Origin of the sequence: Kitasatospora sp. NPDC094016 (assembly GCF_040304045.1) — a bacterium.
Lineage (GTDB): Bacteria > Actinomycetota > Actinomycetes > Streptomycetales > Streptomycetaceae > Kitasatospora.
This window is the reverse complement of record NZ_JBEOUK010000019.1, coordinates 51,182-75,466: the sequence shown is the minus strand read 5'-3', so window position 1 is coordinate 75,466 and position 24,285 is coordinate 51,182. Positions and strand designations below refer to the sequence as shown.

Annotated in this window: 24 protein-coding genes and 5 tRNA genes; 14 read left to right on the top strand and 15 right to left on the bottom strand. The window is 72.3% G+C overall.

Annotated features, from left to right (window positions below):
• Positions 1 to 132: 132 nt before the first annotated feature.
• Both purF and purM read left to right on the top strand, forming a co-directional pair.
• Positions 133 to 1,716: an amidophosphoribosyltransferase gene (purF, locus tag ABT015_RS19540; RefSeq protein ID WP_350880611.1), complete on the top strand. Its 1,584-nt coding sequence runs from the start codon at positions 133 to 135 to the stop codon at positions 1,714 to 1,716.
• 79 nt (positions 1,717 to 1,795) lie between these two features.
• Complete coding sequence (purM, locus tag ABT015_RS19535) at positions 1,796 to 2,881, top strand: phosphoribosylformylglycinamidine cyclo-ligase (RefSeq protein WP_350880609.1); 1,086 nt, start codon at positions 1,796 to 1,798, stop codon at positions 2,879 to 2,881.
• A 160-nt stretch (positions 2,882 to 3,041) separates the two neighbouring features.
• Here the strand turns inward: purM and ABT015_RS19530 are convergent, their stop codons facing one another.
• Both ABT015_RS19530 and ABT015_RS19525 read right to left on the bottom strand, forming a co-directional pair.
• Entirely contained in the window at positions 3,042 to 3,299 is a 258-nt protein-coding gene (locus ABT015_RS19530) for a DUF3073 domain-containing protein (protein WP_063348338.1), read from the bottom strand.
• Positions 3,300 to 3,715: 416 nt separating this feature from the next.
• Positions 3,716 to 4,873, bottom strand: coding sequence for a Glu/Leu/Phe/Val dehydrogenase dimerization domain-containing protein (locus ABT015_RS19525; protein WP_350880607.1), 1,158 nt, complete (start codon positions 4,871 to 4,873; stop codon positions 3,716 to 3,718).
• A gap of 208 nt (positions 4,874 to 5,081) precedes the next feature.
• Here ABT015_RS19525 and ABT015_RS19520 point away from each other — a divergent pair, with 208 nt between their 5' ends.
• The gene (locus ABT015_RS19520) at positions 5,082 to 5,969 is read left to right on the top strand and encodes a DUF8083 family protein (protein WP_350880605.1); all 888 of its coding nucleotides are present in this window, start codon (positions 5,082 to 5,084) and stop codon (positions 5,967 to 5,969) included.
• 485 nt (positions 5,970 to 6,454) lie between these two features.
• Positions 6,455 to 6,661, top strand: coding sequence for a developmental transcriptional regulator BldC (bldC, locus tag ABT015_RS19515; protein ID WP_014137253.1), 207 nt, complete (start codon positions 6,455 to 6,457; stop codon positions 6,659 to 6,661).
• A 359-nt stretch (positions 6,662 to 7,020) separates the two neighbouring features.
• Here the strand turns inward: bldC and ABT015_RS19510 are convergent.
• Together ABT015_RS19510 and hrpA are read right to left on the bottom strand one after the other, a co-directional pair.
• A tRNA-Asp gene (locus tag ABT015_RS19510) sits at positions 7,021 to 7,094 on the bottom strand.
• A 118-nt stretch (positions 7,095 to 7,212) separates the two neighbouring features.
• A complete protein-coding gene (hrpA, locus tag ABT015_RS19505) occupies positions 7,213 to 11,223 on the bottom strand; it encodes an ATP-dependent RNA helicase HrpA (RefSeq protein ID WP_350880603.1) in 4,011 nt (1,336 codons plus the stop codon).
• 187 nt (positions 11,224 to 11,410) lie between these two features.
• Here hrpA and ABT015_RS19500 point away from each other — a divergent pair, with 187 nt between their 5' ends.
• Together ABT015_RS19500 and ABT015_RS19495 are read left to right on the top strand one after the other, a co-directional pair.
• Positions 11,411 to 11,941 carry a SigE family RNA polymerase sigma factor gene (locus ABT015_RS19500; RefSeq protein ID WP_350880600.1) on the top strand — a complete coding sequence of 177 codons (531 nt, stop codon included), beginning with the start codon at positions 11,411 to 11,413 and terminating at the stop codon, positions 11,939 to 11,941.
• A complete protein-coding gene (locus ABT015_RS19495) occupies positions 11,938 to 12,912 on the top strand; it encodes a hypothetical protein (RefSeq protein WP_350880598.1) in 975 nt (324 codons plus the stop codon). Before ABT015_RS19500 ends, ABT015_RS19495 begins: the two co-directional genes overlap by 4 nt.
• Positions 12,913 to 13,024: 112 nt before the next feature.
• Here ABT015_RS19495 and ABT015_RS19490 read toward each other — a convergent pair whose 3' ends face one another.
• The gene (locus tag ABT015_RS19490; protein WP_350880596.1) at positions 13,025 to 13,168 is read right to left on the bottom strand and encodes a hypothetical protein; all 144 of its coding nucleotides are present in this window, start codon (positions 13,166 to 13,168) and stop codon (positions 13,025 to 13,027) included.
• A gap of 86 nt (positions 13,169 to 13,254) precedes the next feature.
• On the opposite strand from ABT015_RS19490, the gene ABT015_RS19485 reads away from it, so the two are divergent.
• The gene (locus ABT015_RS19485) at positions 13,255 to 13,500 is read left to right on the top strand and encodes a hypothetical protein (protein ID WP_350880594.1); all 246 of its coding nucleotides are present in this window, start codon (positions 13,255 to 13,257) and stop codon (positions 13,498 to 13,500) included.
• 92 nt (positions 13,501 to 13,592) lie between these two features.
• On the opposite strand, the gene ABT015_RS19480 is transcribed toward ABT015_RS19485, so the two are convergent.
• The 6 genes from ABT015_RS19480 to ABT015_RS19455 all read right to left on the bottom strand — a co-directional run bounded on the left by ABT015_RS19480 (position 13,593) and on the right by ABT015_RS19455 (position 15,381).
• Positions 13,593 to 14,018: a cytotoxic translational repressor of toxin-antitoxin stability system gene (locus ABT015_RS19480; RefSeq protein ID WP_350880592.1), complete on the bottom strand. Its 426-nt coding sequence runs from the start codon at positions 14,016 to 14,018 to the stop codon at positions 13,593 to 13,595.
• Positions 14,015 to 14,431 (bottom strand): RelB antitoxin-like protein, encoded by a 417-nt coding sequence (locus tag ABT015_RS19475; RefSeq protein WP_350880590.1) that lies wholly within the window; start codon positions 14,429 to 14,431, stop codon positions 14,015 to 14,017. Before ABT015_RS19475 ends, ABT015_RS19480 begins: the two co-directional genes overlap by 4 nt.
• Before the next feature lie 178 nt (positions 14,432 to 14,609).
• Positions 14,610 to 14,683, bottom strand: a tRNA-Phe gene (locus ABT015_RS19470).
• A 27-nt stretch (positions 14,684 to 14,710) separates the two neighbouring features.
• A tRNA-Asp gene (locus ABT015_RS19465) sits at positions 14,711 to 14,784 on the bottom strand.
• A gap of 55 nt (positions 14,785 to 14,839) precedes the next feature.
• Positions 14,840 to 14,912: transfer RNA gene (locus ABT015_RS19460), tRNA-Glu, on the bottom strand.
• Positions 14,913 to 15,039: 127 nt separating this feature from the next.
• The gene (locus tag ABT015_RS19455; protein ID WP_350880588.1) at positions 15,040 to 15,381 is read right to left on the bottom strand and encodes a metallopeptidase family protein; all 342 of its coding nucleotides are present in this window, start codon (positions 15,379 to 15,381) and stop codon (positions 15,040 to 15,042) included.
• Positions 15,382 to 15,451: 70 nt separating this feature from the next.
• Here ABT015_RS19455 and crcB (ABT015_RS19450) point away from each other — a divergent pair, with 70 nt between their 5' ends.
• Genes crcB (ABT015_RS19450) through crcB (ABT015_RS19440) form a run of 3 tightly spaced genes read left to right on the top strand, consistent with a single transcriptional unit; the run spans position 15,452 to position 16,667 of the window.
• Positions 15,452 to 15,949, top strand: a complete 498-nt coding sequence (crcB, locus tag ABT015_RS19450; RefSeq protein WP_350880586.1) for a fluoride efflux transporter CrcB — start codon at positions 15,452 to 15,454, stop codon at positions 15,947 to 15,949.
• The gene (locus tag ABT015_RS19445) at positions 15,946 to 16,296 is read left to right on the top strand and encodes a DUF190 domain-containing protein (protein ID WP_350880584.1); all 351 of its coding nucleotides are present in this window, start codon (positions 15,946 to 15,948) and stop codon (positions 16,294 to 16,296) included. The genes crcB (ABT015_RS19450) and ABT015_RS19445 overlap by 4 nt, the downstream gene beginning before the upstream one ends.
• Entirely contained in the window at positions 16,293 to 16,667 is a 375-nt protein-coding gene (gene crcB, locus ABT015_RS19440) for a fluoride efflux transporter CrcB (protein ID WP_350880582.1), read from the top strand. Before ABT015_RS19445 ends, crcB (ABT015_RS19440) begins: the two co-directional genes overlap by 4 nt.
• 387 nt (positions 16,668 to 17,054) lie before the next feature.
• On the opposite strand, the gene ABT015_RS19435 is transcribed toward crcB (ABT015_RS19440), so the two are convergent.
• A complete protein-coding gene (locus tag ABT015_RS19435; protein WP_350880580.1) occupies positions 17,055 to 17,453 on the bottom strand; it encodes a hypothetical protein in 399 nt (132 codons plus the stop codon).
• Positions 17,454 to 17,692: 239 nt separating this feature from the next.
• On the opposite strand from ABT015_RS19435, the gene ABT015_RS19430 reads away from it, so the two are divergent.
• Both ABT015_RS19430 and ABT015_RS19425 read left to right on the top strand, forming a co-directional pair.
• Positions 17,693 to 20,023: a DEAD/DEAH box helicase gene (locus ABT015_RS19430; protein WP_350880578.1), complete on the top strand. Its 2,331-nt coding sequence runs from the start codon at positions 17,693 to 17,695 to the stop codon at positions 20,021 to 20,023.
• 206 nt (positions 20,024 to 20,229) lie between these two features.
• The gene (locus tag ABT015_RS19425; RefSeq protein WP_350880576.1) at positions 20,230 to 21,096 is read left to right on the top strand and encodes a TIGR02452 family protein; all 867 of its coding nucleotides are present in this window, start codon (positions 20,230 to 20,232) and stop codon (positions 21,094 to 21,096) included.
• 79 nt (positions 21,097 to 21,175) lie between these two features.
• Here the strand turns inward: ABT015_RS19425 and ABT015_RS19420 are convergent, their stop codons facing one another.
• From ABT015_RS19420 to ABT015_RS19410, 3 genes are all read right to left on the bottom strand, one after another.
• The gene (locus tag ABT015_RS19420; protein WP_350880574.1) at positions 21,176 to 21,511 is read right to left on the bottom strand and encodes a hypothetical protein; all 336 of its coding nucleotides are present in this window, start codon (positions 21,509 to 21,511) and stop codon (positions 21,176 to 21,178) included.
• A 185-nt stretch (positions 21,512 to 21,696) separates the two neighbouring features.
• Positions 21,697 to 22,392: a tyrosine-protein phosphatase gene (locus ABT015_RS19415; protein ID WP_350880572.1), complete on the bottom strand. Its 696-nt coding sequence runs from the start codon at positions 22,390 to 22,392 to the stop codon at positions 21,697 to 21,699.
• Positions 22,393 to 22,446: 54 nt separating this feature from the next.
• The gene (locus ABT015_RS19410; protein ID WP_350880570.1) at positions 22,447 to 23,211 is read right to left on the bottom strand and encodes an SDR family oxidoreductase; all 765 of its coding nucleotides are present in this window, start codon (positions 23,209 to 23,211) and stop codon (positions 22,447 to 22,449) included.
• 160 nt (positions 23,212 to 23,371) lie between these two features.
• Here ABT015_RS19410 and ABT015_RS19405 point away from each other — a divergent pair, with 160 nt between their 5' ends.
• Both ABT015_RS19405 and ABT015_RS19400 read left to right on the top strand, forming a co-directional pair.
• Positions 23,372 to 24,133, top strand: a complete 762-nt coding sequence (locus ABT015_RS19405; RefSeq protein WP_350880568.1) for a nucleotidyltransferase domain-containing protein — start codon at positions 23,372 to 23,374, stop codon at positions 24,131 to 24,133.
• A gap of 37 nt (positions 24,134 to 24,170) precedes the next feature.
• Positions 24,171 to 24,243: transfer RNA gene (locus ABT015_RS19400), tRNA-Lys, on the top strand.
• The last annotated feature ends 42 nt before the right edge of the window (positions 24,244 to 24,285 follow it).

Genomic DNA, 24,285 nt, shown 5'->3' with positions numbered 1-24,285 from the left:
GGCCGGAATTCCCCCCACCCGAAATCCCCACCTGGTAAGGGGTTTTGTCTACGCGCGTTACCGACCGATCGCCGGACAATCCCGGCCGCCCGGGTTCCGGAAGCCCGTGCCCGCTGCCCTAGACTCGAAGACGTGCCACGTGGTGACGGAAGACTCAACCACGATCTTCTTCCCGGTGAGAAAGGCCCCCAGGACGCTTGCGGCGTCTTCGGTGTCTGGGCTCCCGGCGAGGAGGTCGCCAAGCTCACGTTCTTCGGCCTTTACGCCCTGCAGCACCGCGGTCAGGAATCCGCGGGCATCGCAGTGAGCAACGGCTCCCAGATTCTCGTCTTCAAGGACATGGGGCTCGTGTCCCAGGTCTTCGACGAGGCCTCCCTGGGGTCGTTGCACGGGCATATCGCCGTCGGACACGCCCGCTACTCGACCACCGGGTCCTCGGTCTGGGAGAACGCCCAGCCGACCTTCCGCGCGACCGTGCACGGTTCGCTGGCCCTCGGGCACAACGGAAACCTGGTGAACACCGCCGAACTGGCGGCGATGGTCGCCGAACTGCCCGGTGAGGAGCACGTCTCCCGCTCCGGGCGGAGCGCCGCGACCAACGACACCGACCTGGTGACCGCGCTGCTCGCCGGCCACCCGGACCTCTCCATCGAGGAGACGGCCAAGGTCGTGCTGCCCAAGGTCAAGGGCGCGTTCTCGCTCGTCTTCATGGACGAGCACACCCTCTACGCCGCCCGCGACCCGCAGGGCATCCGCCCGCTGGTGCTCGGTCGGCTGGAGCGCGGCTGGGTGGTCGCCTCCGAGACGGCGGCGCTGGACATCTGCGGCGCCTCCTTCATCCGCGAGGTCGAGCCCGGCGAGCTGATCGCCGTCGACGAGAACGGCATGCGCAGCTCCCGCTTCGCCGAGGCGAAGCCCAAGGGCTGCGTGTTCGAGTACGTCTACCTGGCCCGCCCCGACACCAGCATCGCCGGGCGCAACGTGCACCTCTCCCGCGTGGAGATGGGCCGCCGCCTGGCGAAGGAGGCGCCCGTCGAGGCCGACCTGGTGATAGCGACGCCGGAATCGGGCACCCCCGCCGCGATCGGCTACGCCGAGGCCAGCGGCATCCCGTACGGCTCCGGCCTGGTGAAGAACGCCTACGTGGGCCGCACCTTCATCCAGCCCAGCCAGACCATCCGTCAGCTCGGCATCCGGCTCAAGCTCAACCCGCTGCGCGAGGTCATCGCGGGCAAGCGCCTGGTGGTCGTCGACGACTCGATCGTCCGCGGCAACACCCAGCGCGCGCTGGTGCGGATGCTGCGCGAGGCCGGCGCCGCCGAGGTGCACATCCGGATCTCCTCGCCGCCGGTGAAGTGGCCGTGCTTCTTCGGCATCGACTTCGCCACCCGCGCGGAGCTGATCGCCAACGGGATGACCGTCGAGGAGATCGGCCGCACGCTCGGCGCGGACTCGCTCTCCTACATCTCGATCGACGGCATGATCGAGGCCACCAAGCAGCCCAAGGACAGGCTCTGCCGGGCCTGCTTCGACGGCGAGTACCCGATGGAGCTGCCGGACCCGGCACTGCTCGGCAAGCTCCTGCTGGAGGCCGAGATCAAGGGCAGCCAGCAGCCGCCGGCCGTGCGCGGCAAGCCGACCAGCGGCAGCGACCTGGACGGCGTCCAGTCGCTGCTCGGCGGGGCCGGCGCGGCCGACGCGCTGCGCCGCCCGTAACGAATCCACGGTGGGGTCCCGCGAAACGGGGCCCCACCGCTGTTCCATCCCCCACCAGACCCGAGAGGGCCGCACCGTAGTGACCAGCAACCAGAACGGCGCCACCTACGCCGCAGCCGGCGTCGACATCGAGGCGGGCGACCGCGCCGTCGAGCTCATGAAGCAGTGGGTGAAGAAGGCGAACCGCCCCGAGGTGGTCGGCGGTCTCGGCGGCTTCGCCGGCCTCTTCGACGCGTCCGCCTTCAAGCGCTACGAGCGGCCGCTGCTGGCTTCGGCCACCGACGGCGTGGGGACCAAGGTGGCCATCGCGGCCGCCATGGACAAGCACGACACCATCGGCCACGACCTGGTCGGCATGGTCGTCGACGACCTGGTCGTGTGCGGCGCCGAGCCGCTGTTCATGACCGACTACATCTGCGTCGGCAAGGTCGTGCCGGAGCGGGTCGCCGCGATCGTCAAGGGCATCGCCGAGGGCTGCGCGCTGGCCGGCTGCGCCCTGGTCGGCGGCGAGACCGCCGAGCACCCGGGCCTGCTCGGCCCGGACGAGTACGACGTCGCGGGCGCCGGCACCGGCGTGGTCGAGGCGGACGCGCTGCTCGGCGCCGACCGCGTGCGGGCCGGCGACGTGGTGATCGCGATGGCGGCCTCGGGCCTGCACTCCAACGGCTACTCGCTGGTGCGCCACGTGCTGCTGAACGAGGCCGGCTGGAAGCTGGACCGCAAGGTCGAGGAGTTCGGCCGCACGCTCGGCGAGGAGCTGCTGGAGCCGACCCGGATCTACTCGCTGGACTGCCTGGCGCTCACCCGCGCCACCGAGATCCACGCCTTCTCGCACGTCACCGGCGGCGGCCTGGCGGCCAACCTGGCCCGGGTCGTCCCGGAGGGCCTGCACGCCCGCCTGGACCGCGGCACCTGGACCCCGCTGCCGGTCTTCCAGACCGTCGCCCGGGTCGGCAAGGTGGCCACCCTGGAGATCGAGAAGACGCTCAACATGGGTGTCGGCATGGTCGCGGTCGTCCCGCCGTCCTCGGTGGACGCCGTGCTGGCGATCCTGGAGGACCGCGGCGTCGAGGCCTGGCTGCTCGGCGACATCGTCGAGCGCACCGGCGAGCACGAGGCCGGCGCGGCGCTCTACAACGCCTACGAGGGCTTCACCGCGGGCTGAGCCCGGCGGGACGACGAGAGGGCCCCTCCGGCGCACCGGAGGGGCCCTCCCGCGTCCTGCCACCCGGGGGCGGCGACCACCCGGTACGCCATCCGGTACGCGGGAACGCCGAAGACCGGCCTGGCGCGCTGGGCGCTGGGCCGGTCGGCGAAACTACTGGCTACGAGCGGCGAGAGGCCTGCGACGGCCCGGTGCCCGGCTCGGTGTCGTCCTCGTCGTCGAGGTCGGCATAGCGGGCGGCGTACTCGGCATACGGGTCGTCGTCCTCCTCCTCCTCGATCGGCTCCGGGTCGATCGGAGCGGTGGACGGCGATGCGCCCAGCTCGTTGGACAGACGGTTAGCGTCAAACCCGCCGCTGTTGTACTTCAGCTCGCGGGCGACCTTCGTCTGCTTGGCCTTGGCCCGGCCGCGCCCCATGGGTCGACCCCCTCAACGATGGGGCTCACGGCCCCGAGTCTGACACGTGTTCATGATCAGGACCGGCCTGCCCGAATGGGAGGACCGTCCCTTGGAGCATTAACGGTACCTGTTTCCGCCGCTGGACGGTACGTCGTCGGTGTGACGTGGCGCGCACCGACCGCACCCGAGACCAGGTCTTCCCAGGTCAGGGGAGGTTTTGCGGCGGTTTGCGCGCTGTCCGGAGGTGTCTCAGGTCCGTCGTTCCAGGACCGATTATCCCCCCAAGGGGGACCTTGGATCACCCGATCGGGCGCAGAAGTGAGAATCCGGTTCCACATCGTGATGCGCGGGGGACGGCTGGGCCCTTCCCGCCCGGGGGCGGGTCACAGGGGTGCGGCCGCCCCCCGCGCGTCCGGGGTTCCGGGGGCGCCGGATCAGGCCCGGCGGGCACCCGGCAGCAGGACCGTGCGCAGCGCGCTGATCTCGCGCATCCGCTTCTCGGCCAGGCGGTCGGCGGCGACCGCCGGCGGGACGCCGTCGGAGGCGGCCCGGGTGAAGATCTCCAGGGTGGTGTCGAAGATCCTGGTGGCCTTGTTCTTGGCCCGGTCGAAGTTGAAGCCCTCGATCTCGTCGGCGACCTGGATCACGCCGCCGGAGTTCACCAGGTAGTCCGGCGCGTAGAGGATGCCGCGGTCCGCGAGGTCCTTCTCGACGCCCGGGTGGGCCAGCTGGTTGTTGGCCGCGCCGCAGACGATCGTGGTGCCGGACTCGCCGAGCGCGGCCACCGTGTCGTCGGTCAGCGCGCCGCCCAGGGCGCAGGGGGCGTAGACGTCCAGCCGGGCCTGCAGCAGGGCGGCGGTGTCGGCGACGACCTCCACCTCCGGGTGGGCCGCGCGGACGCGGTTCAGGGCGGTCTCGGAGACGTCGGTGATGACGACGGTGGCGCCGTCCGCGACGAGGTGGCCGACCAGGTAGTGGCCGACCTTGCCGACGCCCGCGACGCCGACCCGCTTGCCGCGCAGGGTCGGCTGGCCCCAGCGGGCCTGGGCGGTGGCGCGCATGCCCTGGAAGACGCCGAAGGCGGTCAGGATGGACGAGTCGCCGGCGCCGCCGTGCTCGGGCGAGCGGCCCGTCACGAACTGCGTCTCGCGCGCGATGACGTCCATGTCCTGCACGTAGGTGCCCACGTCGCAGGCGGTGATGTAGCGGCCGCGCAGGGACTCCACGAAGCGGCCGTAGGCGCGGAGCATCGCCTCGTTCTTGTCCTTGTTGGGGTCGCCGATGATGACGGCCTTGCCGCCGCCGAGGTCGAGCCCGGCCAGCGCGTTCTTGTAGGACATGCCGCGGGACAGGTTGAGCGCGTCCTCCAGGGCCGCCTCCTCGGAGGCGTACGGGAAGAAGCGGGTGCCGCCGAGGGCCGGGCCCAGCGCGGTGGAGTGGATGGCGATGATCGCCTTGAGCCCGGAGCTGCGGTCGTGGCAGAGGACGACCTGCTCGTGGCCGTCGCCGGGGGCGCCGTCCTGCTCGGTGCGGAAGATCCTGCTGAGCACTCCGGGTGCGGGGTGCGTGGCGGATGTCTGTACGTCGGTCACTGTGGTGACTCCAGTATCGAAGGCCCGCCTGCTGTGGTGCGGGCGCCTAGGGCGAAGCGTAGTCGCGGGGGCGCCGCCGATCCGCCCTCTTGTCCGAGCTTGTCCCGGCGGTCCGAGGGATGAGACGCCGGGGGGTGCGCGGTGCGGGCGCGAACGGCCAGGGGGCGCGCCCTCCCGGGGCCGGTCGGCGCGTGCGACCATGCAGGACGTGACCGTCGTGCGCACCTCGGTACTGCCGCCCTACGCCGCCCACCTGCGGGTCTACGAGCCACTGGCCGCCTACCCGGAGTCCGAGCGGGTGCGCTGGCGGGCCTACGCGGCGGAGCGCGGTCCGGACGCCGTCGAGGCGGCGCAGCCGGTGGCCGCGGCCGTCCTGGAGGAGCAGCGGGAGGCGCTGGCGGAGCTGGCCGCCCGGACGCCCCGGGCGCTGCCCGAGCGGGAGAGCGGGCGGGCCTACCTGCGGGTGGTGGACGGCGTGCTGTACGTCTGCCCGTGGGCGACCAGGCTGCGCAGCTGGCAGGCGCTGGAGGAGCTGCGGGCGGCCGCGCCGGTGGCGCTGCTGGACACCGCGGTGCCGCCGGTGGCCCGGGCGGCGGCCGAGGCGGACCGGGAGCGCTGGCGGGCCGGCCATCCGGACGCCCGGCCGTGGATCCTGACCAGCCGGTGGGAGGTGCCGGTGCGCTGGTTCCTGCCGTTCGGGGACGAGGACCGCTGTTTCGTGCCGGCGCAGGAGCGGGGTAAGCCGGGGCGGGCGGCGGCGCTGTTCTACCTGGTGCCGATGGCGCAGGCGCGCCGCCGGGTGGCCCGGGCCTTCCGGGCGCTGCGTGAAGAGGTGCCGGACGGGGAACTGGTCCGGGGGGCGGAGCAGATCGGGCGGTGGCTGGAGGAATTCCATCCACGCTCGCTGGTGGAGCTGGACTACGGGGGGCTGGTGCATGTGCTGGGGCCGGAGCGGCTGTTGGCGGACCGTTCGGCGGGGGAGCTGGAGGACGGGCTGCGCGCGCTGAGGGCGGGGGACACCGCGGAGGCGCTGCGCGCGTACGGGGAACTGACGGCGCGCTGGCGGAGGGTGCTGGCGCTGCGGTACGCGAACTGACGTCCGACCACCCGTGTATGACTGTAAGAGTCCTATGGCCTGAGCTGGATGACCAAGGTCCTGGTTCGGGTCAATAGCTGTCGAACGTGACACTACTCACCGTTGACGCGAACTTACCCCTATGTGCAAAAATGGGACAACCAGCCCAACTTCACGCGGGCATGCCCACTTTTGGGTGGTTCTGGAGTCGATGCGTGCTTTGCGGGGAAACAGGGGGTCTGGTCCCCTCGTAACCAGGCGTCACGGCCGCGTGACTGCCCGTTATGGGGTGGTCCATCGCCATCCGTCGCTCTTGAACCCGTGAGGGGTCAATTTTGGCGGTTTGGTCGATAGGGCTGGACGGATGGTGTAGTTGTAGACACCAGGACAAGCCGTTCGTCCTATAACCGACTCGGCCCGTCTATGCCATTTCGGGCATCGCGGGCCAAGGTGCAGAATTTGAAGGATAGAACCGCCCTGGTTCGGTTCTCCCGAGGAGGCCGCTCATGACCGCTCGTACCCCTGATGCTGAGCCCCTGCTGACGCCGGCAGAGGTCGCCACCATGTTCCGCGTGGACCCGAAGACGGTCACTCGTTGGGCCAAGGCGGGCAAGCTGACGTCCATTCGCACACTCGGCGGTCACCGCCGTTACCGCGAGGCGGAGGTGCGCGCTCTGCTGGCCGGGATTCCCGCTCAGCGCACTGAGGCCTGATAGGCCGAAGGCTCTTTAAAAGGGGCCGCTTACCGGACTCCGCCGGGTCCGGTAAGCGGCCCCTTTGCCATGCCCGCCAGCGGTGCCCGGGTACTCGGCACAACGTACGGAATGCTGAACTCCGGATAACGATTTGATGCGCATGATGCGGGGGGGATTTACAGTTAATGGCTGTACAATTTTACATATTAAATTAGTGAGGTCTTGGTGGGGGTGGTGCGGGGGTGTTCTCGGGAAAAGATAAGTGACGACCGTCACACCGTCTGTCACTTGTGGTCTGGACCTGGTCCGGGGTAGACGCCGGACGCCCAAAAGCGAGAGGCCCGGAACCTGACGGTTCCGGGCCTCTCGCGCTGCGGCGATCCCGACGGGACTTGAACCCGCGACCTCCACCTTGACAGGGTGGCGAGCTAACCAACTGCTCCACGGGACCAGAGTTTTCTGATCTCGTTCACTCGCTTGCCGCGCTGCGAACAAGACAGACTGTAGCCCATGGTGGGCCCCCAGGTCGAACTGGCACCTGAGGGCCCCCGGGGAGGCCGCCGCCCAGCTCAGAGCGTGGCCCTGGCGGCCTCCATCGCCTTGGTGATCCGCTTCTCCGACACCGGGCTCGGCGTGCCCAGCGACTGGGCGAAGAAGCTGACCCGCAACTCCTCGATCATCCAGCGGATCGCCAGCACCTCCGCGGACGGCTGCCGGCCGGCCGGCACCGCCGCCAGCAGCTCCCCGTACTCCCGCTGCACCTGCTGGACCTTCAGCAACTGCTGGGCGTCCCGCTGCGGGTGGTTGGGCAGCGCCTCCAGCCGGCGGTCCACCGCCAGCAGGTAGCGCTTGAGGTCCGGCAGCCGCTGCCAGCCGGTGTCCGTGACGAAGCCCGGGTGCACCAGGGAGGCCAGGTGCAGCCGGACGTCGTTCACCGCGTTCAGCAGCACCGGGCTGCTCACCGACTTCAGCCGGGTCGAGGCCTTGTGGAAGGCGATCAGCGCGGTGGCCGTCTTCAGCGTGGTGTCCGCGGACAGGTCGTACAGGTCGGCCCGCACCTTGTCGTGCAGCGTGCCGAAGGCCGCCTCGTCCCAGGCCGGTCCGCCGGCCAGGGTCATCAGCCGGTCCGTCGCACAGGCCACCACGTCCTCGAAGAGGGCGTTCACCGAGCCGTGCGGGTTGTGCGAGAGCGCCAGCTTCGCCTGGTTGCCCAGCCGGCCCTGGATCGACTTGGCCGGGGAGGTGGTGGTCAGCATCAGCAGCCGGCGGGTGCCCTCCCACATCGACTGCGTCTGCGCCTGCGGGGTGTCGAACAGCTTCACGCCGACCGACGCCCCCTCGTCCACCAGGGCCGGGTAGGCGCGCAGCGAGTGGCCGCGCGAGCGCTGCTCGAAGGTGCGCTGGAGCACGGGCAGGCCGCCCGGCCAGGCGGTCAGCCCGCCCTGCTCGATGCCCTGGCCGGAGGCCGCCGAGGACAGCGTCTCCTTGAGCTTCGGCTTGAGCCGCAGCCGCAGCTCCTCCAGGTCCTTGGACTCGGCGAGCTTGCGGCGGCCGTCCACCACCCGGAAGGTCACCTTGAGGTGGTCCGGCACCCGTTCGTCGTCCCAGGCCTCCGGCGGCACGGTGACGGCCGTCAGGCGCTTGAGGGCGTGCTCCAGGGACGGCAGCAGCCCCTCGGCGTAGCCGGACGTGTCTGCGGACTGGCGGTCCTTCACCGCGCGCAGCGCCGCCTTCGCGAAGTCCGGCGCCGGCACGAAGTTGCGTCGGATCGCCTTCGGCAGCGACTTGATGTACGCGGTGACCAGCTCCGTCCGCAGGCCCGGGATCTGCCAGTCGAAGCCCTCCGCGGTGACCTGGTTGAGCACCGGCAGCGGGATGTGGACGGTCACGCCGTCCGCGTCGCTGCCCGGTTCGAACTGGTAGGTCAGCTGGAAGCGCAGCTTGCCCTGCTGCCAGTGGTCCGGGTAGTCGGCCTCCGTGACGCCGTCCGCGGAGTCGTTGATCAGCATCGACTTCTCGAAGTTGAGCAGGTCCGGCTGCTCGTGCCGGGCCTTCTTCCACCAGGAGTCGAAGTGCCGGGTGGAGACCACGTCCTCCGGCAGCCGGGCGTCGTAGAACTCGAACAGGGTCTGGTCGTCGACCATGATGTCCCGGCGCCGGGCCCGGTTCTCCAGCTCCTCGACCTCGCCGAGCAGCTTGCGGTTCTCGGCGAAGAACCGGTGGTGGGTCTCCCAGTCGCCCTCGACCAGCGCGTTGCGGATGAACAGCTCGCGGCACAGCTCCGGGTCGATCCGGCCGTAGTTGACCTTGCGCTGGGTGACGACCGGCATCCCGTAGAGCGTCACCCGCTCGTACGCCAGGACGGCTCCGGCCTTCTTCTCCCAGTGCGGCTCGCTGTACGTCCGCTTGATCAGGTGGCCGGCCAGCGGCTCCACCCACTCCGGCTCGATCTTGGCGTTGATCCGCGCCCACAGCCGGGACGTCTCCACCAGCTCGGCCGACATCACCCAGCGCGGCGGCTTCTTGAACAGGCCCGAGCCCGGGAACACCGCGAACCGGGCGCCGCGCGCGCCGCCGTACTCGCGCTTCTCCACGTCGAACAGGCCGATGTGGGAGAGCAGGCCGGCCAGCAGCGACTGGTGGATCCGGTCGGCGTCCGGCTCGGCGTCCTCGTGCGGCTCCTCGATGGTGACGCCCAACTGCTTGGCGACCGTGCGCAGCTGGGTGTAGATGTCCTGCCACTCCCGTATCCGCAGGTAGTTGAGGAACTCCGCCTTGCACATCCGGCGGAAGGCCGAGGAGGACAGCTCGCGCTGCTGCTCCCGGACGTAGCGCCACATCGCCAGGTAGGACAGGAAGTCGGAGGTCTCCGAGTTGAACCGGCGGTGCCGCTCGTCGGCGGCCTGGCGCTTCTCGGCGGGGCGCTCGCGCGGGTCCTGGATGGAGAGCGCCGCGGCGATCACCATCACGTCGCGCACGCAGCCGTTCTTGTCGGCCTCCAGCACCATCCGGGCCATCCGCGGGTCCACCGGGAGCTGGGCCAGCTGGCGGCCGAGCGCGGTGAGGCGCTTGCGCGGGTCCTTCTCGTCCGGGTCCAGCGCGCCCAGCTCGTGCAGCAGGTGCACGCCGTCCTTGATGTTGCGGGAGTCCGGCGGGTCCAGGAACGGGAAGGCGGCGATGTCGCCGAGGCCCGCCGCCGTCATCTGCAGGATCACCGAGGCCAGGTTGGTGCGCAGGATCTCGGCGTCGGTGAACTCGGGGCGGGAGAGGAAGTCCTCCTCCGAGTACAGCCGGATGCAGATGCCGTCGGAGGTGCGGCCGCAGCGGCCCTTGCGCTGGTTGGCGCTGGCCTGGCTGATCGCCTCGATCGGCAGCCGCTGCACCTTGGTGCGGTGGCTGTAGCGGGAGATCCGGGCGGTGCCCGGGTCGATCACGTACTTGATGCCGGGGACGGTGAGGCTGGTCTCGGCGACGTTGGTGGCGAGGACGATCCGGCGGCTGCCGGAGCGCTGGAACACCCGGTGCTGCTCGGCCGAGCTCAGCCGGGCGTACAGCGGCAGGATCTCGGTGGACTTGAGTTTCAGCTTGTCCAGGGCGTCGGCGGTGTCGCGGATCTCGCGCTCGCCGGAGAGGAAGACCAGGATGTCGCCCGGGCCCTCGGCCTGGAGTTCCTGGGCCGCTTCGCAGATCGCCTGGATCTGGTCCCGGTCGCGGTCGGCGTCCGTCGCGTCGTCGTCCTCGTCCAGGTCGTCGACGACCGGGCGGTACCGGACCTCCACCGGGTAGGTGCGGCCGGAGACCTCGATGATCGGGGCGTCGTTGAAGTGCCGGGCGAAGCGCTGCGGGTCGATGGTCGCGGAGGTGATCACGACCTTGAGGTCCGGACGGCGCGGGAGCAGTTGCTTGACGTAGCCGAGGATGAAGTCGATGTTGAGGCTGCGTTCGTGCGCCTCGTCGATGATCAGGGTGTCGTACTGGAGCAGTTCGCGGTCGGTCTGGATCTCCGCGAGCAGGATGCCGTCCGTCATCAGCTTGACCAGGGTGTCCTGGCCGACCTGGTCGGTGAACCGGACCTTCCAGCCGACCGCCTCGCCCAGCGGGCTGCGCAGCTCCTCCGCGACCCGCTCGGCGACCGTACGGGCGGCGATCCGGCGCGGCTGGGTGTGGCCGACCAGACCGCGCACGCCGCGGCCCAGTTCCAGACAGATCTTCGGGATCTGGGTGGTCTTGCCGGAGCCGGTCTCACCCGCGACGATCACCACCTGGTGGTCCCGGATGGCCGCCAGGATCTCGTCCTTCTTCTGGCTGACCGGCAGCTCGGCGGGATAGCTGATCGGCGGGACGGCACCTCTGCGCTGCTCGACCAGCAGCTCGGCGCGGTCGATGTCGGCGGCGATCTGGGCGGCGACCTTCTGCCGGGCCTCGGGCTTGCGGACCCGACGGGCCCCCTCCAGTCGGCGCCCGATCCGCACCTGGTCGCGCAGGGTCAGCTCGGGCAGGCGGGCGGCCAGCTCACCGATACCGGAACCCTCGGCGGGTGCGGGGGCGGACTGGACTGCGGGAGAACTCACTGCGGGCATCCCTCTAGGTTCGCAAGGAGGCACGGCGGCGCGCACCTCGGTTTTCGAGCCTCTCCAGTGTCACAGCCCCCGGCGGCCGAGCGCGAACGGCGGGCCCGGGCGCCGGTGACGCCGGGCCGGGCGGCTCCGGGCCGGGCCAGGCAACGGTTCGCGGCGGTTTCGGGCTCTGGGGGTTGAGGAGGTGCTCATGGGAGCCCAGAAGACCGCGAGGGACGAGGAGTTCCGCGCGTTCACCGGCAGCGCGTGGACGCGGCTGCTCAGGACGGCGTACCTGCTCGCGGGGGACCGGCACACCGCGGAGGACCTGGTCCAGCAGGCCCTGGAGCGGGCGTACGTCGCCTGGGGCCGGGTCCGGGCGGCCGACGACCCGCACGCCTACGTGCGCCGGATCCTGATCAACGAGCATGCCCGGCGGTTCCGCCGCCGAGCGGCCGAGGAACTGGTCACCGCCGTCCCCGACCGGGCCGCACCCGAGGGCCCCGACGGCTACGCGCGGTTGGACGAACGGGCGGCGCTGCTCACGGCCCTCGGCACGCTGCCGCCCCGGCAGCGGCAGGCCGTCGTGCTGCGGTACTGGGAGGACCTCACCGAGACCCAGACCGCCGCGGCGATGGGCTGCTCGGTCGGGACGGTGAAGAGCCAGGCGGCCAGGGGCCTGGCCAAGCTGCGGGAGGCCTCCTCACTCAACGGGCTGGCGAGCATCGGAGGCGGAAGATGAGCAACGAGGGCAACGTGGGGGCCATGGGGAACGTGGACGGCGAGGACAGGGCCGGGGCGGGGTCCGAGGCCTCGGCGGCGCGGGTCCTGGGCGAGCTGGCCGGAAGCGTCGAGATCGGGGCCGTCCCGTACGACCGGCTGGTCGCCGGGGGGCGGCGCCGGCTGCGGCGCCGGCGGCTGCTGACCAGCGGGGCGGTGGCGGTGATGGTCGCGGCGGCCGTCGTCGGGGGGACGGCACTCGGCGGGCTCGGGCGGGGGCCGGGCGACGCGGCGGACGCGGGGGCGGTGGTGGCGGACGCCCGGACCGTCACCACCGCCGAGGCCGCCGCGGGCACCGCAGGCACCGCGGGCACCGCCGCGACACCGACCGCTCCCGCGCGGGATCCGTTCACCCCGGTCCGGGTCGTGGTCGGTCAGGGCACCACGAACGGCAGGCAGTGGCAGGCGTGGGCCGCGTTCTGGCCGGCGGCCGCCACCAAGGAGGACGCCCTCCGCCAGGCCCGGCTGATCTGGGAGGACCGGCACGCGGCCATCCCGCAACTGCCGGAGACCACCCGGGCGGACATCGACCGGAGCTGGCGCCCGGACGTGGACCTGGTGAACCTCTACGCCACCGTGGACGGGCAGCGCCAGGTCGACGACGCGGTGCACGACACCCCCGTCCCGGGGACGCCGGACGGGGCGGCCATCGACCGGGCCACCTCCGGAGGGGGGACGATGCTCGGGTTCAAGGGCGGGGAGCTGGGCGCCTCACCGGTGGTGATCGCCGGGGTCCGGCCCCAGGTCGCGAAGGTCGTGGTCACCTGGGACACCGGCGGCGTCAGCGAGTCGGTGCCGGTCGCCCTCGGGGACTCCCCGACGCGCTGGTACGCGATCGCCAAGAAGCCGGGCGCCCAGGCCCGCACGTTCACGTACTACGCGGCGGACGGCGCCGTGCTGGGCACCGACGCCAGCTGGTTCCGCTCCTACTGAACCCGCCCGGCGCTGCGCCGGCCTCGGCGCCGTCCGCGCGGCCGGCCCACGCCCCCTCGGGTCGGCCCGCCCGGCCACCGGGCGAGCCGACCCGAGGGGGCGCCGCCCGAGATCAGTGGGGCAGCAGGTCGCCGGTGACCAGCTCGAAGCCGAAGGGCTCCGGAACGCGCAGCGTCTCGCCGAACGCGATGTCCTCGCGCCGGCGGTGACAGCGTCTCCTCTGGGCTTGACGGATTCCATCATCGAGGACCGGCATTCCCGCTAGGGTCGCCGCGGTGAGCGAGTACCAGTACGCCGACAGTGCGCCGACAGTGCGCCGAGCGGGTTCGAGTCGAGGCGCGGGTGACGAAGCTGACTGCCCTGGCTACCGACGAGGAAGCGATCTGGCGCGAGGTCGAGGACCACGTCGCGTGTAAGCAGGTGGCCCGCTACGACATCGCCGTGGCCCTCCTGGCCGAACTCCGTGACGCCTGTGACCACGTCGGACGCGGCCTTCAGTTCCGGCAGCGAGTGGCCGCGCTCCGTGAGCAGTACCGGCACCTGCCCGGCCTGCTGAGCCGACTCGACGACCGGGCACTGCGAGGCTGATGCCTGTCCGTCCCACGTGCGGGTAGGGCTCGCCGAGAGACACCGGGGCCCTGGGTGTTCTGACCCGTGAGGCTGCGATCCAGCAGTTGGTGTCAGTGGCCCTCGGTCCAGAACTGCTGGAGTCGCGCGATCGCCTGCGCCTTGTTCAGCTCGGCGACCTGGTCCTCGGCGAGTCCGACGCGGTTGATCAGCATGTGGACCAGATCCGCGGGAAGCGCCTCGCGTGGTGGCTCAGGCGCGCCTCGATCGGGAAGCGTGCCGTCCAGGACACACGGCCAGAAGACATCCTCTGTCACGTCCAGCTGATCGCGGAGGATGTGCGCCCACATGCTCGCGCCGTACGCGGTGCGGTCGACCGGATGCGACACGCGAGTACGCAGGATCCGCCCGTCGGGGAGCCCGAACTCATATGTGATGTGGTGGGTGCCGGTGCGGCCGCGCGCGTCCCGTACGGGATCCCAGCCTTCGACCTTGCAGAACTGCTCGTGTCGTTCGCGTGTCGGCTGAGGCCAGGTCACTTCGCCACTCCGAGCAGCCAATCACGGAGCTGCGCATCGTCGCTGAGACCGATCAACTGAACCAGGCCCCAGTTGTCGCGGTGGTTCGGAGCGCTCAGGAGTCGGTCCTGCCAGTCCTCCGCATACTCGCGGAGCGCGTCGATCATCTCGTCGATGGCCTCATCGAACGTGCCGCCGTCCGCGGCGACCGGGAGGCCGGGGAGGAACACCGACCAGCCACCGCCCTCGGCGACCACCTCGGCCTTGGACGGGTACAACAGAGTGAGAGCCTGGCGCAGCCGCCCCGCGTCGACTACCGCCGCATACCTGGTGTCCCGGCGAACGGTCGCGACACGGCCCCGCCCCGCCGCGTCCAGCAGGTCCTTCAAATGGGCTCGGGCTTCGGTGTAGCTCTCGTAGTGGACTGCTGTCATGGGAAGCCTCCTCGTCCGAGAACCAGGGTCGCCCTCTAGCGGAAGTACGTCAAGTACGTCACGTACTCGCCGGAGGCCCGTGGGGGGAGTGACCGTCCGCTGCGCCGTTGGCATCAGGCAACACGAAAATGCCCCCGAAGCGGACTGCTTCGGGGGCATCGTGCCTGGTCAGGCTATGTGGCCAGGGCCGGGGTCGAACCGGCGACCTTCCGCTTTTCAGGCGGACGCTCGTACCAACTGAGCTACCTGGCCGTACTACACCGTCTCTTGCGAGACGAGCGATCCCGACGGGACTTGAACCCGCGACCTCCACCTTGACAGGGTGGCGAGCTAACCAACTGCTCCACGGGACCTTGCAGTGGTTTCCCACTGAGGTCTTGCGGCACTGCTTTTTACTACGGTACTGCGTGCCCCCAACGGGATTCGAACCCGTGCTACCGCCTTGAAAGGGCGGCGTCCTGGGCCACTAGACGATGAGGGCTTGCGGCCTGTCCCGCTGTTTCCAGCGTTCGGGGACGTCGAGAAGCATATGGGATGCAGGGCGGATCGCCAAAACGGGTTTCGGCCGGGTGGGTGGGGGCCGTCCGAGGGCCGCCCGGGGCGGGGGGTCAGGACCAGCCGAGTTCGTCGAGTTCGTGGTCGTCGAAGCCGAAGTGGTGGGCGACCTCGTGGATGACCGTGGTGCGGACTTCGGCGACGACCTGGTCGTGGGTCTCGCAGTGCCGGAGGGTGGGGCCGCGGTAGATGAGGATCCGGTCGGGCAGGACGCCCGCGTACCACTCGCCGCGTTCGGTGAGCGGAGTGCCCTCGTAGAGGCCGAGGAGTTCCGGGTCGGCGGGGTCGGGCTCGTCCTCGACGAAGACGGCGACGTTGTCCATCATGGCCGCGAGCTGCGGGGGAATCTGGTCGAGGGCGTCGCTGACCAGCGTCTCGAACTCTTCCCGGGTCATCTCCACCGGTTCATTGTCGGGTCTGGAGTGACGCTGTGCCAGACGGCGGGAGCCGGTGTTTGATGGGGTTATGGCGACCTCGGACGGCACGGTGGACGGCCCGGCGCGGACCCGGCCGGTGGACGAAGGGACGGCCGCCCGGAGACGGCCGCCGGTGTGGCGCGGGCAGGGGCCGGCCGTGGCGGTGATCGCGGTGGGCGGGGCGATCGGGTCGGTGGCCCGGTACGGCGCCGGGCTGGCCTGGGCGACCGGGCCGGCGGCGTTCCCGTGGACGACGCTGCTGATCAACGTGGTCGGGTGCGCGGTGATCGGGGTGTTCCTGGTGGTGATCACCGAGGGGCGTCCGGCGCACCCGCTGCTGCGGCCGTTCTTCGGCACCGGGGTGCTGGGCGGCTTCACCACCTTCTCGACGTACGCGGTGGACATCCGGCGGCTGGTGGAGGAGGGGCGGCTCGGACTCGGGCTGGCGTACCTGGGGCTGACGCTGCTGGGCGCGCTCGGCGCGGTGTGGGTGGCGGCCAAGCTGACGCGCCGTCTGATCGCCCGTGCGGGCGGGGGCGTGCGGTGAGCAGGTTGAGCGGGCCGGCGCTGCGGCTGACCGTGCTGGTGGGGGAGAACGACCGCTGGCACCACCGGCCGCTGTACAGCGAGATCGTGCACCGGGCGCGGGCGGCGGGGTTGGCCGGGGCGAGCGTGTTCCGGGGGATCGAGGGGTTCGGGGCGTCGTCGCTGGTGCACACCGCGCGGCTGCTGTCGCTGAGCGAGGACCTGCCGGTGGCGGTGGTGGTCGTGGACGAGGAGGAGCGGGTGCGGGCGTTCCTGCCGCAGTTGGACGGGCTGGTGGCGGAGGGGCTGGTGCTGCTGGACCGCTGCGAAGTGGTCAGGTACGTGGGGCGGGAAGGGGCTTCGGGGTGAACTGGCTGCTGGTGGTGGCGGGCGCGGTGGTCGGCGCGCCGCTGCGGTACCTGACCGACCGGGCCGTGCAGGCCCGGCACGACTCGGTGTTCCCCTGGGGGACGTTCGCGGTGAACGCGGTCGGCTGCCTGGTGCTCGGCCTGGTGACCGGGGCGGTGGCGGCGGGGGCCGCGTCCCCGCAGGTCCAGGTGCTGCTGGGAACGGGGCTGTGCGGGGCGCTGACCACGTACTCGACCTTCTCGTACGAGACGCTGCGGCTGGTCGAGACCGGGGCGGGGCGGTACGCGCTGGCGAACGTGGCGGGCAGCGTGGTGGTGGGGCTGGCCGCGGTGTACGCGGGGGCGGGGCTGGCCTCGGCGTTCTGGGGCTGAGCGGCTGCTCGTCCGCCGGTTCGGCGGGCTGTGGCGGAGGCGGCCCGGGCGCTTCCTGGCGCGCCGCCCGTGTCCCGTGGGGGCGGGCGCGCGTTGGGCACCGAAAAGCGGCCGCGCGGGCAGTGGGCGGCCCGGGTGGGGCGGTGGAGAAGGGAGCTCGGTGGTTTCGGTGCGGGCGGTTCGGTCGGTGGTGTGTACGGCTTCGGTGCTGGCGGTGGCCGGGCTGGGGCTGACGGGGTGCATGTCGGTCGGTCCGGAGGCGGAGGTGAAGCACGGGGTGGCGCCGGTCGGGCAGGCCGGTCCGGCGGGCAAGCCGGGAGTGACGAGCGGGCCGTCGGCCTCGCCGAGCGGCGCGCATCCGGGGATTGCGTCCGGGCGCCCGGAGCGTCAGGGGGGCTTGCAGGGCGAGAACGCGCCGGCCGGGGTGACGGCTACGACGGCGGGCGAGGTGACATCCGGCGCGAACGGCGCGGCCGCCGGTGTGGTCCCGGTGCCGGGGGCGCCCGCCGTGGACGCCGCGCCGGGCGCCCCCGGCGTGAACGGTTCGGCGGGCGGCGTGAGCGCCAGCCCCGCGCCCAGGCCGGGCGGCGGCGCGTCGGCCGGTACCGGCGGCACGGCCGGCACCGGGGGCACGAGCGGGGCGGGCGGCACCGGTGAGGGCCGCTCCGGCGGCACGGCGGGCACGCCGTCCGCCACGCCGACCAGCCACCCCTCGACGTCCCCCGAGCCCGAGCACAGCTCACCCGCCGCGACCGTCCCACCGACCACGGAGCCCTCGGCCGGCAACTCCGGTTCCTCGGCCCCGAGCCCGCATGCGGGTGGGCATTAGCGGGCTGGCCAGGGCATTTGCCTCTGATCCCGAGGTTCGTCTATGGTGGTAGATCGTTCGTTTGATTCATTTGACTGGCGCCCTATTCCCATCTGGCGCCCTTGGCGCGTTCCGGCGATCCGTGGCTGACCGCATAGAGGCGGTTGTGAAACAGAACCCCCGGACTTTGGCGCGTGCCACTTCCGGAAGGTTTTACATGTCTCTCGTTGACGACGCCCGCTTCGCCATGCCCGCGAGCGAGGCCGCCGCCGATGTCACCGACACCGCCGACACCGACGCCGTCGAGGCCGTCGAGCCCACCGACGCCGACGTCGAGCTGAACGCCGACGCCGTCGAGGCCGAGGAGGCCGTCGAGGCCGCCGAGCCCACCATCACCTTCGGCGACCTGGGCCTGCACGACGACGTCGTGCGCGCCCTCGCCAAGCGCGGTGTCACCACCCCGTTCCCGATCCAGGCCGCGACCATCCCGGACGCCCTGGCCGGCAAGGACGTGCTGGGCCGTGGCCGTACCGGCTCCGGCAAGACCCTCAGCTTCGGCCTGCCGCTGCTGACCCGCCTCGCCGACGGCGAGCGCACCAAGCCCAAGCACCCGCGCGGCCTGATCCTCGTCCCGACCCGCGAGCTGGCCATGCAGGTGGCCGACGCCCTGGAGCCGTTCGGCTCGGTGCTCGGCCTCAAGCTCAAGGTCGTCTGCGGCGGCACCTCGATGTCGAACCAGATCTACGCGCTGGAGCGCGGCGTCGACGTCCTGGTCGCCACCCCCGGCCGTCTGCGCGACCTGCTGAACCGCGGCAGCGCCAAGCTGGCCGACGTCCGGACCGTCGTGCTCGACGAGGCCGACCAGATGGCCGACATGGGCTTCCTGCCCGAGGTCACCGAGATCCTCGACCAGGTGCCGGCCGGCGGCCAGCGCCTGCTGTTCTCCGCCACCCTGGAGAACGAGATCGACACCCTGGTCAAGCGCTACCTGAAGAACCCGGTCACCCACGAGGTCGACCCGTCGGCCGGCGCGGTCACCACCATGACCCACCACATCCTCGTGGTGAAGCCCAAGGACAAGGCGCCGATCACCAACGCGATCGCCGCCCGCAAGGGCCGCACGATCATCTTCGTCCGCACCCAGATGGGCGCCGACCGCGTCGCCGAGCAGCTCATCGAGGCCGGCGTGAAGGCCGACGCGCTGCACGGCGGGATGACCCAGGGCGCCCGTACCCGCGTCCTCGGCGACTTCAAGGACGGCTACGTCAACGTCGTCGTCGCCACCGACGTCGCCGCCCGCGGCATCCACGTCGACGGCATCGACCTGGTCCTCAACGTGGACCCGGCCGGCGACCACAAGGACTACCTGCACCGCTCCGGCCGCACCGCCCGGGCCGGCCGCTCCGGCGCCGTCGTCACCCTGGTGCTGCCGCACCAGCGCCGCGGCGTCTTCCGCCTGATGGAGGACGCGGGCGTCGACGCCTCGCGCCACATCCTCGACCACGCCTTCGACGCCGAGGTCGCCAAGATCACCGGCGCCCGTTCGCTGATCGAGGTCCAGGCCGAGAGCGCGGCCGGCATCGCCGGTGCCGCCGAGCGCGAGCTCGCCGACATGACCCGCCAGCTGGAGCGCGCGCAGCGCCGCACCACCGAGCTGCGCGAGGAGGCCGACCGCCTGGCCGCGCGGGCCGCCCGCGAGCGGGCCGAGCTGGGCATCGAGGACGAGGCCCCGGCCGCCGAGGCGGGCGACGAGGCCGCCGCGGAGACCCCGGCCGCCGAGGCGCCGGCTCCGGCCGCCGCGCCGCAGGCCGAGGAGCGCACGCCGTCGTACCGCGAGGCGCGCACCGAGCGTCCGGCCTTCGGCCGTGACCGTGACGACCGTGGCGGCCGTTCCGGTGGTTTCAACCGTGACCGTGACGACCGTGGTGGCCGTTCCTTCGGCGACCGTGACGACCGTGGCGGCCGCTCGGGTGGCTTCAACCGTGACCGTGACGACCGTGGCGGCCGTTCCGGTGGTTTCAACCGTGACCGTGACGACCGTGGTGGCCGTTCCTTCGGTGACCGCGACGACCGTGGCGGCCGTTCCGGTGGTTTCAACCGTGACCGTGACGACCGTGGTGGCCGTTCCTTCGGTGACCGTGACGACCGCGGCGGCCGCTCGGGTGGCTTCAACCGTGACCGTGACGACCGTGGCGGCCGCTCCTTCGGCGACCGTCCGGCCCGCACCGGTGGTGGCTTCGACCGCGACCGTTCCGGTGGCTTCAACCGTGACCGCGACGACCGCGGTGGCCGCTCCTTCGGCGACCGTCCGGCCCGCACCTTCGGTGACCGCCCGTCCTTCGGCCGGGACCGTGACGAGCGCGGCGGCAGCAACAACCGTCCGTTCGCGCGTCGTGACGACCACCGCTCCGGCGGCCGTCCGCAGGCCTCCGGTGGTGGCTTCGGCCGTGACCGTGACGACCGTGGTGGCGCCCGCTCGGGCGGCTTCGACCGCGACCGTTCCGGTGGCTTCAACCGCGACGACCGCAAGCCGCGCTGGAAGAACTGACGCCGTACGGCCGGTGGTTGACCACCGGTAGCTGAACACCTGAACACACACGACGGGCCCGCTCCATGCACTGGAGCGGGCCCGTCGCGTTCCCCCGATGCCCCCGGGTGCCTCCCCCGGCACCCCCACTCGCGCCCCGAGGTGTTGTTCTGCTGCTGAGAATAACCTGTGGCGAGGCCCGGTGGAAGTCCCGTAGCGTCCCGGACATGAGCAGCAGACTGCACGACGTGGCCCGGGTGAACGAGGAGATCGCCGAGCGGGGGAGCTACCGGGCGGCCGGTGGCGAACTCGTCACGGTGGGGGAGCAGTTGGCGGCCGCCAGGGCCGGCACGGTGTCGTACGCGCCGCCGGCGCTGGACGCGCTGCTGCGGGGCGGGGGCCCGGGGCCCGGGCCGGGTCGGTCCGGTGGGCCCGTCGGGGCGGTGGAGGTGACGGCCGAAGGCAGCATCGAGGCCGCCCGGCGCCTGGTCGAGGGCGGGGCGGGCCCGGTCGGGGTGCTCAACTTCGCCTCCGCGCGCAACCCCGGCGGCGGCTACCTGCGCGGCGCCCGCGCCCAGGAGGAGGACCTGTGCCGCAGCGCGCTGCTCTACACCTGCCTGCTGGAGGCGCCGGACTACTACGAGGCGCACCGCGCCTCCACCGACCTCCGGTACAGCCACCGGGTGATCGTCTCGCCCGACGTCCCGGTGATCCGCGGCCGGGGCGGCGACCTGCTGGCACGGCCGTACCCGGCCACCTTCCTGACCTCGCCCGCGCCCAACGCGGGCCAGCTGGAACGGCGCTCGGCCGATGTGGACGTCCGGGGCGTGCTCGCCGAGCGGGCCGTCCGGGTGCTCGCGGCGGCGGCCCGGCACGAGGTCCGCACGCTGGTGCTCGGGGCTTGGGGCTGCGGGGTGTTCCGCAACGACCCGGCCCAGGTCGCCGAGGCCTTCGAGGGCGCGCTCCTCCGGTACGGGGCGGCCTTCGAACGGGTGGTGTTCGCGGTCTGGGACCGCTCACCGGTCTCGGCGAACCGGGCCGCGTTCGAGGCGCGGTTCGGCGGGGCGGCGCAGCCCGGCGCGGCGGTGCGCTGAGGCCGCCGCCGGGTGTCGCCGCCGGGTGTCGCCGCCGAGGCCGGTGAGCGGGCCGGTGCGCGGCTCGCGCCGGGTGCTGCTACCGCTTGCGGGCGGCCAGCGCCGTCGCGGCCGTCGAGGCCGCCGCGACCACGCCGGTGACGGCGAGGACCGACGGCCAGGCGCCGATCTTCTTCGCCAGCGGATGCGAGCCGCCGAACGCCGCCACGTACAGACCGGTCAGCGCTGCCGCGGTGGCCGTGCCCGAGCTGCGGTGCCACTGCGCGGCCGCCCCGGCACCGGCCACCGCCAGCACGGCGCCGCCCAGTTCGCGCCGGCCGCTCCAGCGGGCGACGCCGTAACCGCCCACCAGGCCGCTCGCCGCGGTCAGCGCGGCGGGCGCGGCGGCCGAGAGCACGTTGGGGACCTTCGCCATCGTCGACTCCACTCGTAGAGGTTGTCCTGACTTCCTGTTCCGGCTTCCGACCATAGCCCGCCCGCCCCGCGCCCGTCCGGGCCTCCAGCAGGCCGTCGTCCTCTCCGTCGTCCTCTCCGCCGTCCTCTCCGCCGTCCTCTCCGCCGTCCTCGACAACGCCAGGAGTAGGTGCGTCCCCGGGCCGGTCAGGCCGACAGGTTGGCGCGCAGGGAGGTCAGTTCCTCGTCGGTGACGCCGTGGGCGCGGAGGTAGGCGGGGACGGAGGAGTGCCGGGTGTGGATCCAGCCCAGGGCGGAGGCGAGGAGTTCGGCGGTGACGGGGCGGGAGACGCGTTCGGTGCCGGTCTCGTCGACGTAGGGGGTGGGGCCCTGGTCGAGGCCGAGGCCGACGTTGGAGAGCAGGAAGTCGGCGGTGACGTCGGCCTCCGAGGCGCCGAGCAGGGACTGCAGGACGGCGATGGTCAGGCCGGTGCGGTCCTTGCCGACGGCGCAGTGCACGAGGGCGGGCAGCGCGCCGGGGGCGGCGAGGCGGCGGACGACGGCGGCGAGGGACGGGCCGGCGGTCCGGGCCATGAAGGGGTAGAGCGCCGCCTGGTCCTCGGGCCAGGGCTGGTCGACGTCCTCGCGGTTGGCGGGCAGGGTCGGCAGGTTGAGGGCCTCGTGGTCGAGGCCGTGCCGCAGGTCGGGCCAGACCTCCAGCTCGACCGGGCTGCGCAGGTCGAGGACGGTGCGCAGGCCGAGGGCCTTGAGGCGCCGGGCGCCCTCGTCGGTGAGGGTGTGGAAGGAGCCGGAGCGGTAGAGCACGCCCCGCCGCAGGGCGCCGATCCCGCCCGCGTCACGGAAGTTGCGCACACCGGGGATGTCGATGAAGGCGTCGGTCATGGCCCCACGGTACGGGCGGGGGCCGGTCGGCGGAAGGAAACCGGAGGGAACCTCTCAGCGTCCGCCGGAGACGTCCAGGAAGGCGTTGGTGGTGTACGAGGCGGCCGGGGAGAGCAGGAAGAGGATCGCCTCGGCGACCTCCTCCGCCCGTCCGCCGCGCCGCATCGGCAGTCCGGGGGCGACCCGGTCGACCCGGCCGGGCTCGCCGCCGAGGGCGTGGATGCCGGTGTGGATCAGGCCGGGGCGGACGGCGTTGACCCGGATCCCCTCGGCGGCGACCTCCAGGGCGAGGCCGCGGGTCATCGAGTCGACGGCGCCCTTGGCGGCCGCGTAGTCGACGTACTCGTTGGGCGAGCCGAGCCGCGAGGCGGCCGAGGACACGTTGACGATGGCACCGCCGCGGCCGCCGTGCCGGGTGGACATCCGGCGGACGGCCTGGGCCGCGCACAGGAACGGGCCGGTGATGTTGGCGGCCCAGATCCGGTTCAGCCGGTCCTCGTCGATGTCCTCCAGCCGGCACTGCTTCTCCAGCGTGCCGGCGTTGTTCACCAGGCCCGTGAGCAGCCCGAGTTCGGCGTCCACGGTGGTGAACAGCCGCTCCACCTCGGCGGTGCGGGTGACGTCGGCCCGGACGGCGAGCGCGGTGCCGCCCTCGGCCCGGACGGTGTCCACCACGGCGGTGGCCGAGGCCTCGTCCGTGCGGTAGTTGACGCAGACCCGGTAGCCGCGCCGGGCGGCGAGCAGGGCGGTGGCGGCGCCGATGCCGCGGCCGGCGCCGGTGACGATCAGGACGCCGTCGTCGGGAGTGGTGGTCGACATGGTCGGTACGGTACCCGGCGGCGGGCCGGGGCGGGCCCCGGCGCGGAAATCGTTCGCCCGGCGCGGCCCGGACCGGCGAGGATGCGGTAGCGGCGCCGCCCCGCAGCCCTGCCGGCCGCCCGGGCGGGAGAGTCGAGAGGGGCGAGAGAGGAGACCGACGATGCCCGACGCACCCGCACCCGCACCCGCCGTCCCCGGTACCGTCCTGCTCGCCGGAGTGGTCGGCTCCACCGCGTACGGCTTCGCCCACGCCGGCTCCGACGTCGACCGGCTCGGCCTGTACGCGGCCCCCACCGAGGAGCTGCACGGCCTGCACCGCCCGGCCGAGTCGCACGTCACCACCGGGCCCGACGTCACCCTGCACGAGGCCGCCAAGTGGTGCCGCCTGGCGCTGTCCTGCAACCCGACCGCCTCCGAGCTCGTCTGGCTGCCGGACGACCTGTACGAGGTCCGCACCCCGCTCGGTGCCGAACTGGTCGAGATCCGCTCGAGTTTCCTCAGCGAATCGGGCGTCCGGAAGGCCTATCTCGGTTACGCAGAGCAGCAGTTCCGCAAACTGCTGACCCGCGACACCACCGACCCGGCCACCCGCCGCCGGGCCGCCAAGCACGCCCGGCACCTGGTCCGGCTGGTCGAACAGGCCGTCCGGCTGCACGAGACCGGCCACAACCCGGTCCGCCTCGCCGACCCCGGGCACGTCCGCGACCTCGGCGAACGCATCGCCGACCGCCCCGCCGTCGCCGAATCCCTGCTCGCCGACGCCGCCGACCGCCTCGCCCGCCCCGGTGTCCTCCCCGCCGCCCCCGACCCGCGCCCCGCCGAATCCTGGCTCCGCCGCGTCCGTGCCGCCCACTACGCTCCGCCCCCCGCCCCCGGCGCGCCCGCGCAATCCACTGGCGGAGCCCTGCGCCCCACCGGGTAGGATCACGGTGGCCCTCCCCAACCGGGACGAGGGCCGCGGGCCACTAGCTCAATTGGCAGAGCTGCGGACTTTTAATCCGTAGGTTCAGGGTTCGAGCCCCTGGTGGCCCACCGAAATGAGGCCAGGTCAGACGCCCTCTGACCTGGCCTTTT

Bases quoted from the DNA above. Each gene is read 5' to 3' on its own strand.
- ABT015_RS19530 (WP_063348338.1), bottom strand. From the start codon at position 3,299: ATGGGGCGCGGCCGGGCCAAGGCCAAGCAGACGAAGGTCGCCCGCGAG.
- bldC (WP_014137253.1), top strand. From the start codon at position 6,455: ATGACCGCTCGTACCCCTGATGCTGAGCCCCTGCTGACGCCGGCAGAG.
- hrpA (WP_350880603.1), bottom strand. From the start codon at position 11,223: ATGCCCGCAGTGAGTTCTCCCGCAGTCCAGTCCGCCCCCGCACCCGCC.
- ABT015_RS19500 (WP_350880600.1), top strand. From the start codon at position 11,411: ATGGGAGCCCAGAAGACCGCGAGGGACGAGGAGTTCCGCGCGTTCACC.
- ABT015_RS19495 (WP_350880598.1), top strand. From the start codon at position 11,938: ATGAGCAACGAGGGCAACGTGGGGGCCATGGGGAACGTGGACGGCGAG.
- ABT015_RS19490 (WP_350880596.1), bottom strand. From the start codon at position 13,168: ATGCCGGTCCTCGATGATGGAATCCGTCAAGCCCAGAGGAGACGCTGT.
- ABT015_RS19475 (WP_350880590.1), bottom strand. From the start codon at position 14,431: ATGACAGCAGTCCACTACGAGAGCTACACCGAAGCCCGAGCCCATTTG.
- ABT015_RS19455 (WP_350880588.1), bottom strand. From the start codon at position 15,381: ATGACCCGGGAAGAGTTCGAGACGCTGGTCAGCGACGCCCTCGACCAG.
- crcB (WP_350880586.1), top strand. From the start codon at position 15,452: ATGGCGACCTCGGACGGCACGGTGGACGGCCCGGCGCGGACCCGGCCG.
- ABT015_RS19430 (WP_350880578.1), top strand. From the start codon at position 17,693: ATGTCTCTCGTTGACGACGCCCGCTTCGCCATGCCCGCGAGCGAGGCC.
- ABT015_RS19425 (WP_350880576.1), top strand. From the start codon at position 20,230: ATGAGCAGCAGACTGCACGACGTGGCCCGGGTGAACGAGGAGATCGCC.
- ABT015_RS19420 (WP_350880574.1), bottom strand. From the start codon at position 21,511: ATGGCGAAGGTCCCCAACGTGCTCTCGGCCGCCGCGCCCGCCGCGCTG.
- ABT015_RS19415 (WP_350880572.1), bottom strand. From the start codon at position 22,392: ATGACCGACGCCTTCATCGACATCCCCGGTGTGCGCAACTTCCGTGAC.
- ABT015_RS19410 (WP_350880570.1), bottom strand. From the start codon at position 23,211: ATGTCGACCACCACTCCCGACGACGGCGTCCTGATCGTCACCGGCGCC.
- ABT015_RS19405 (WP_350880568.1), top strand. From the start codon at position 23,372: ATGCCCGACGCACCCGCACCCGCACCCGCCGTCCCCGGTACCGTCCTG.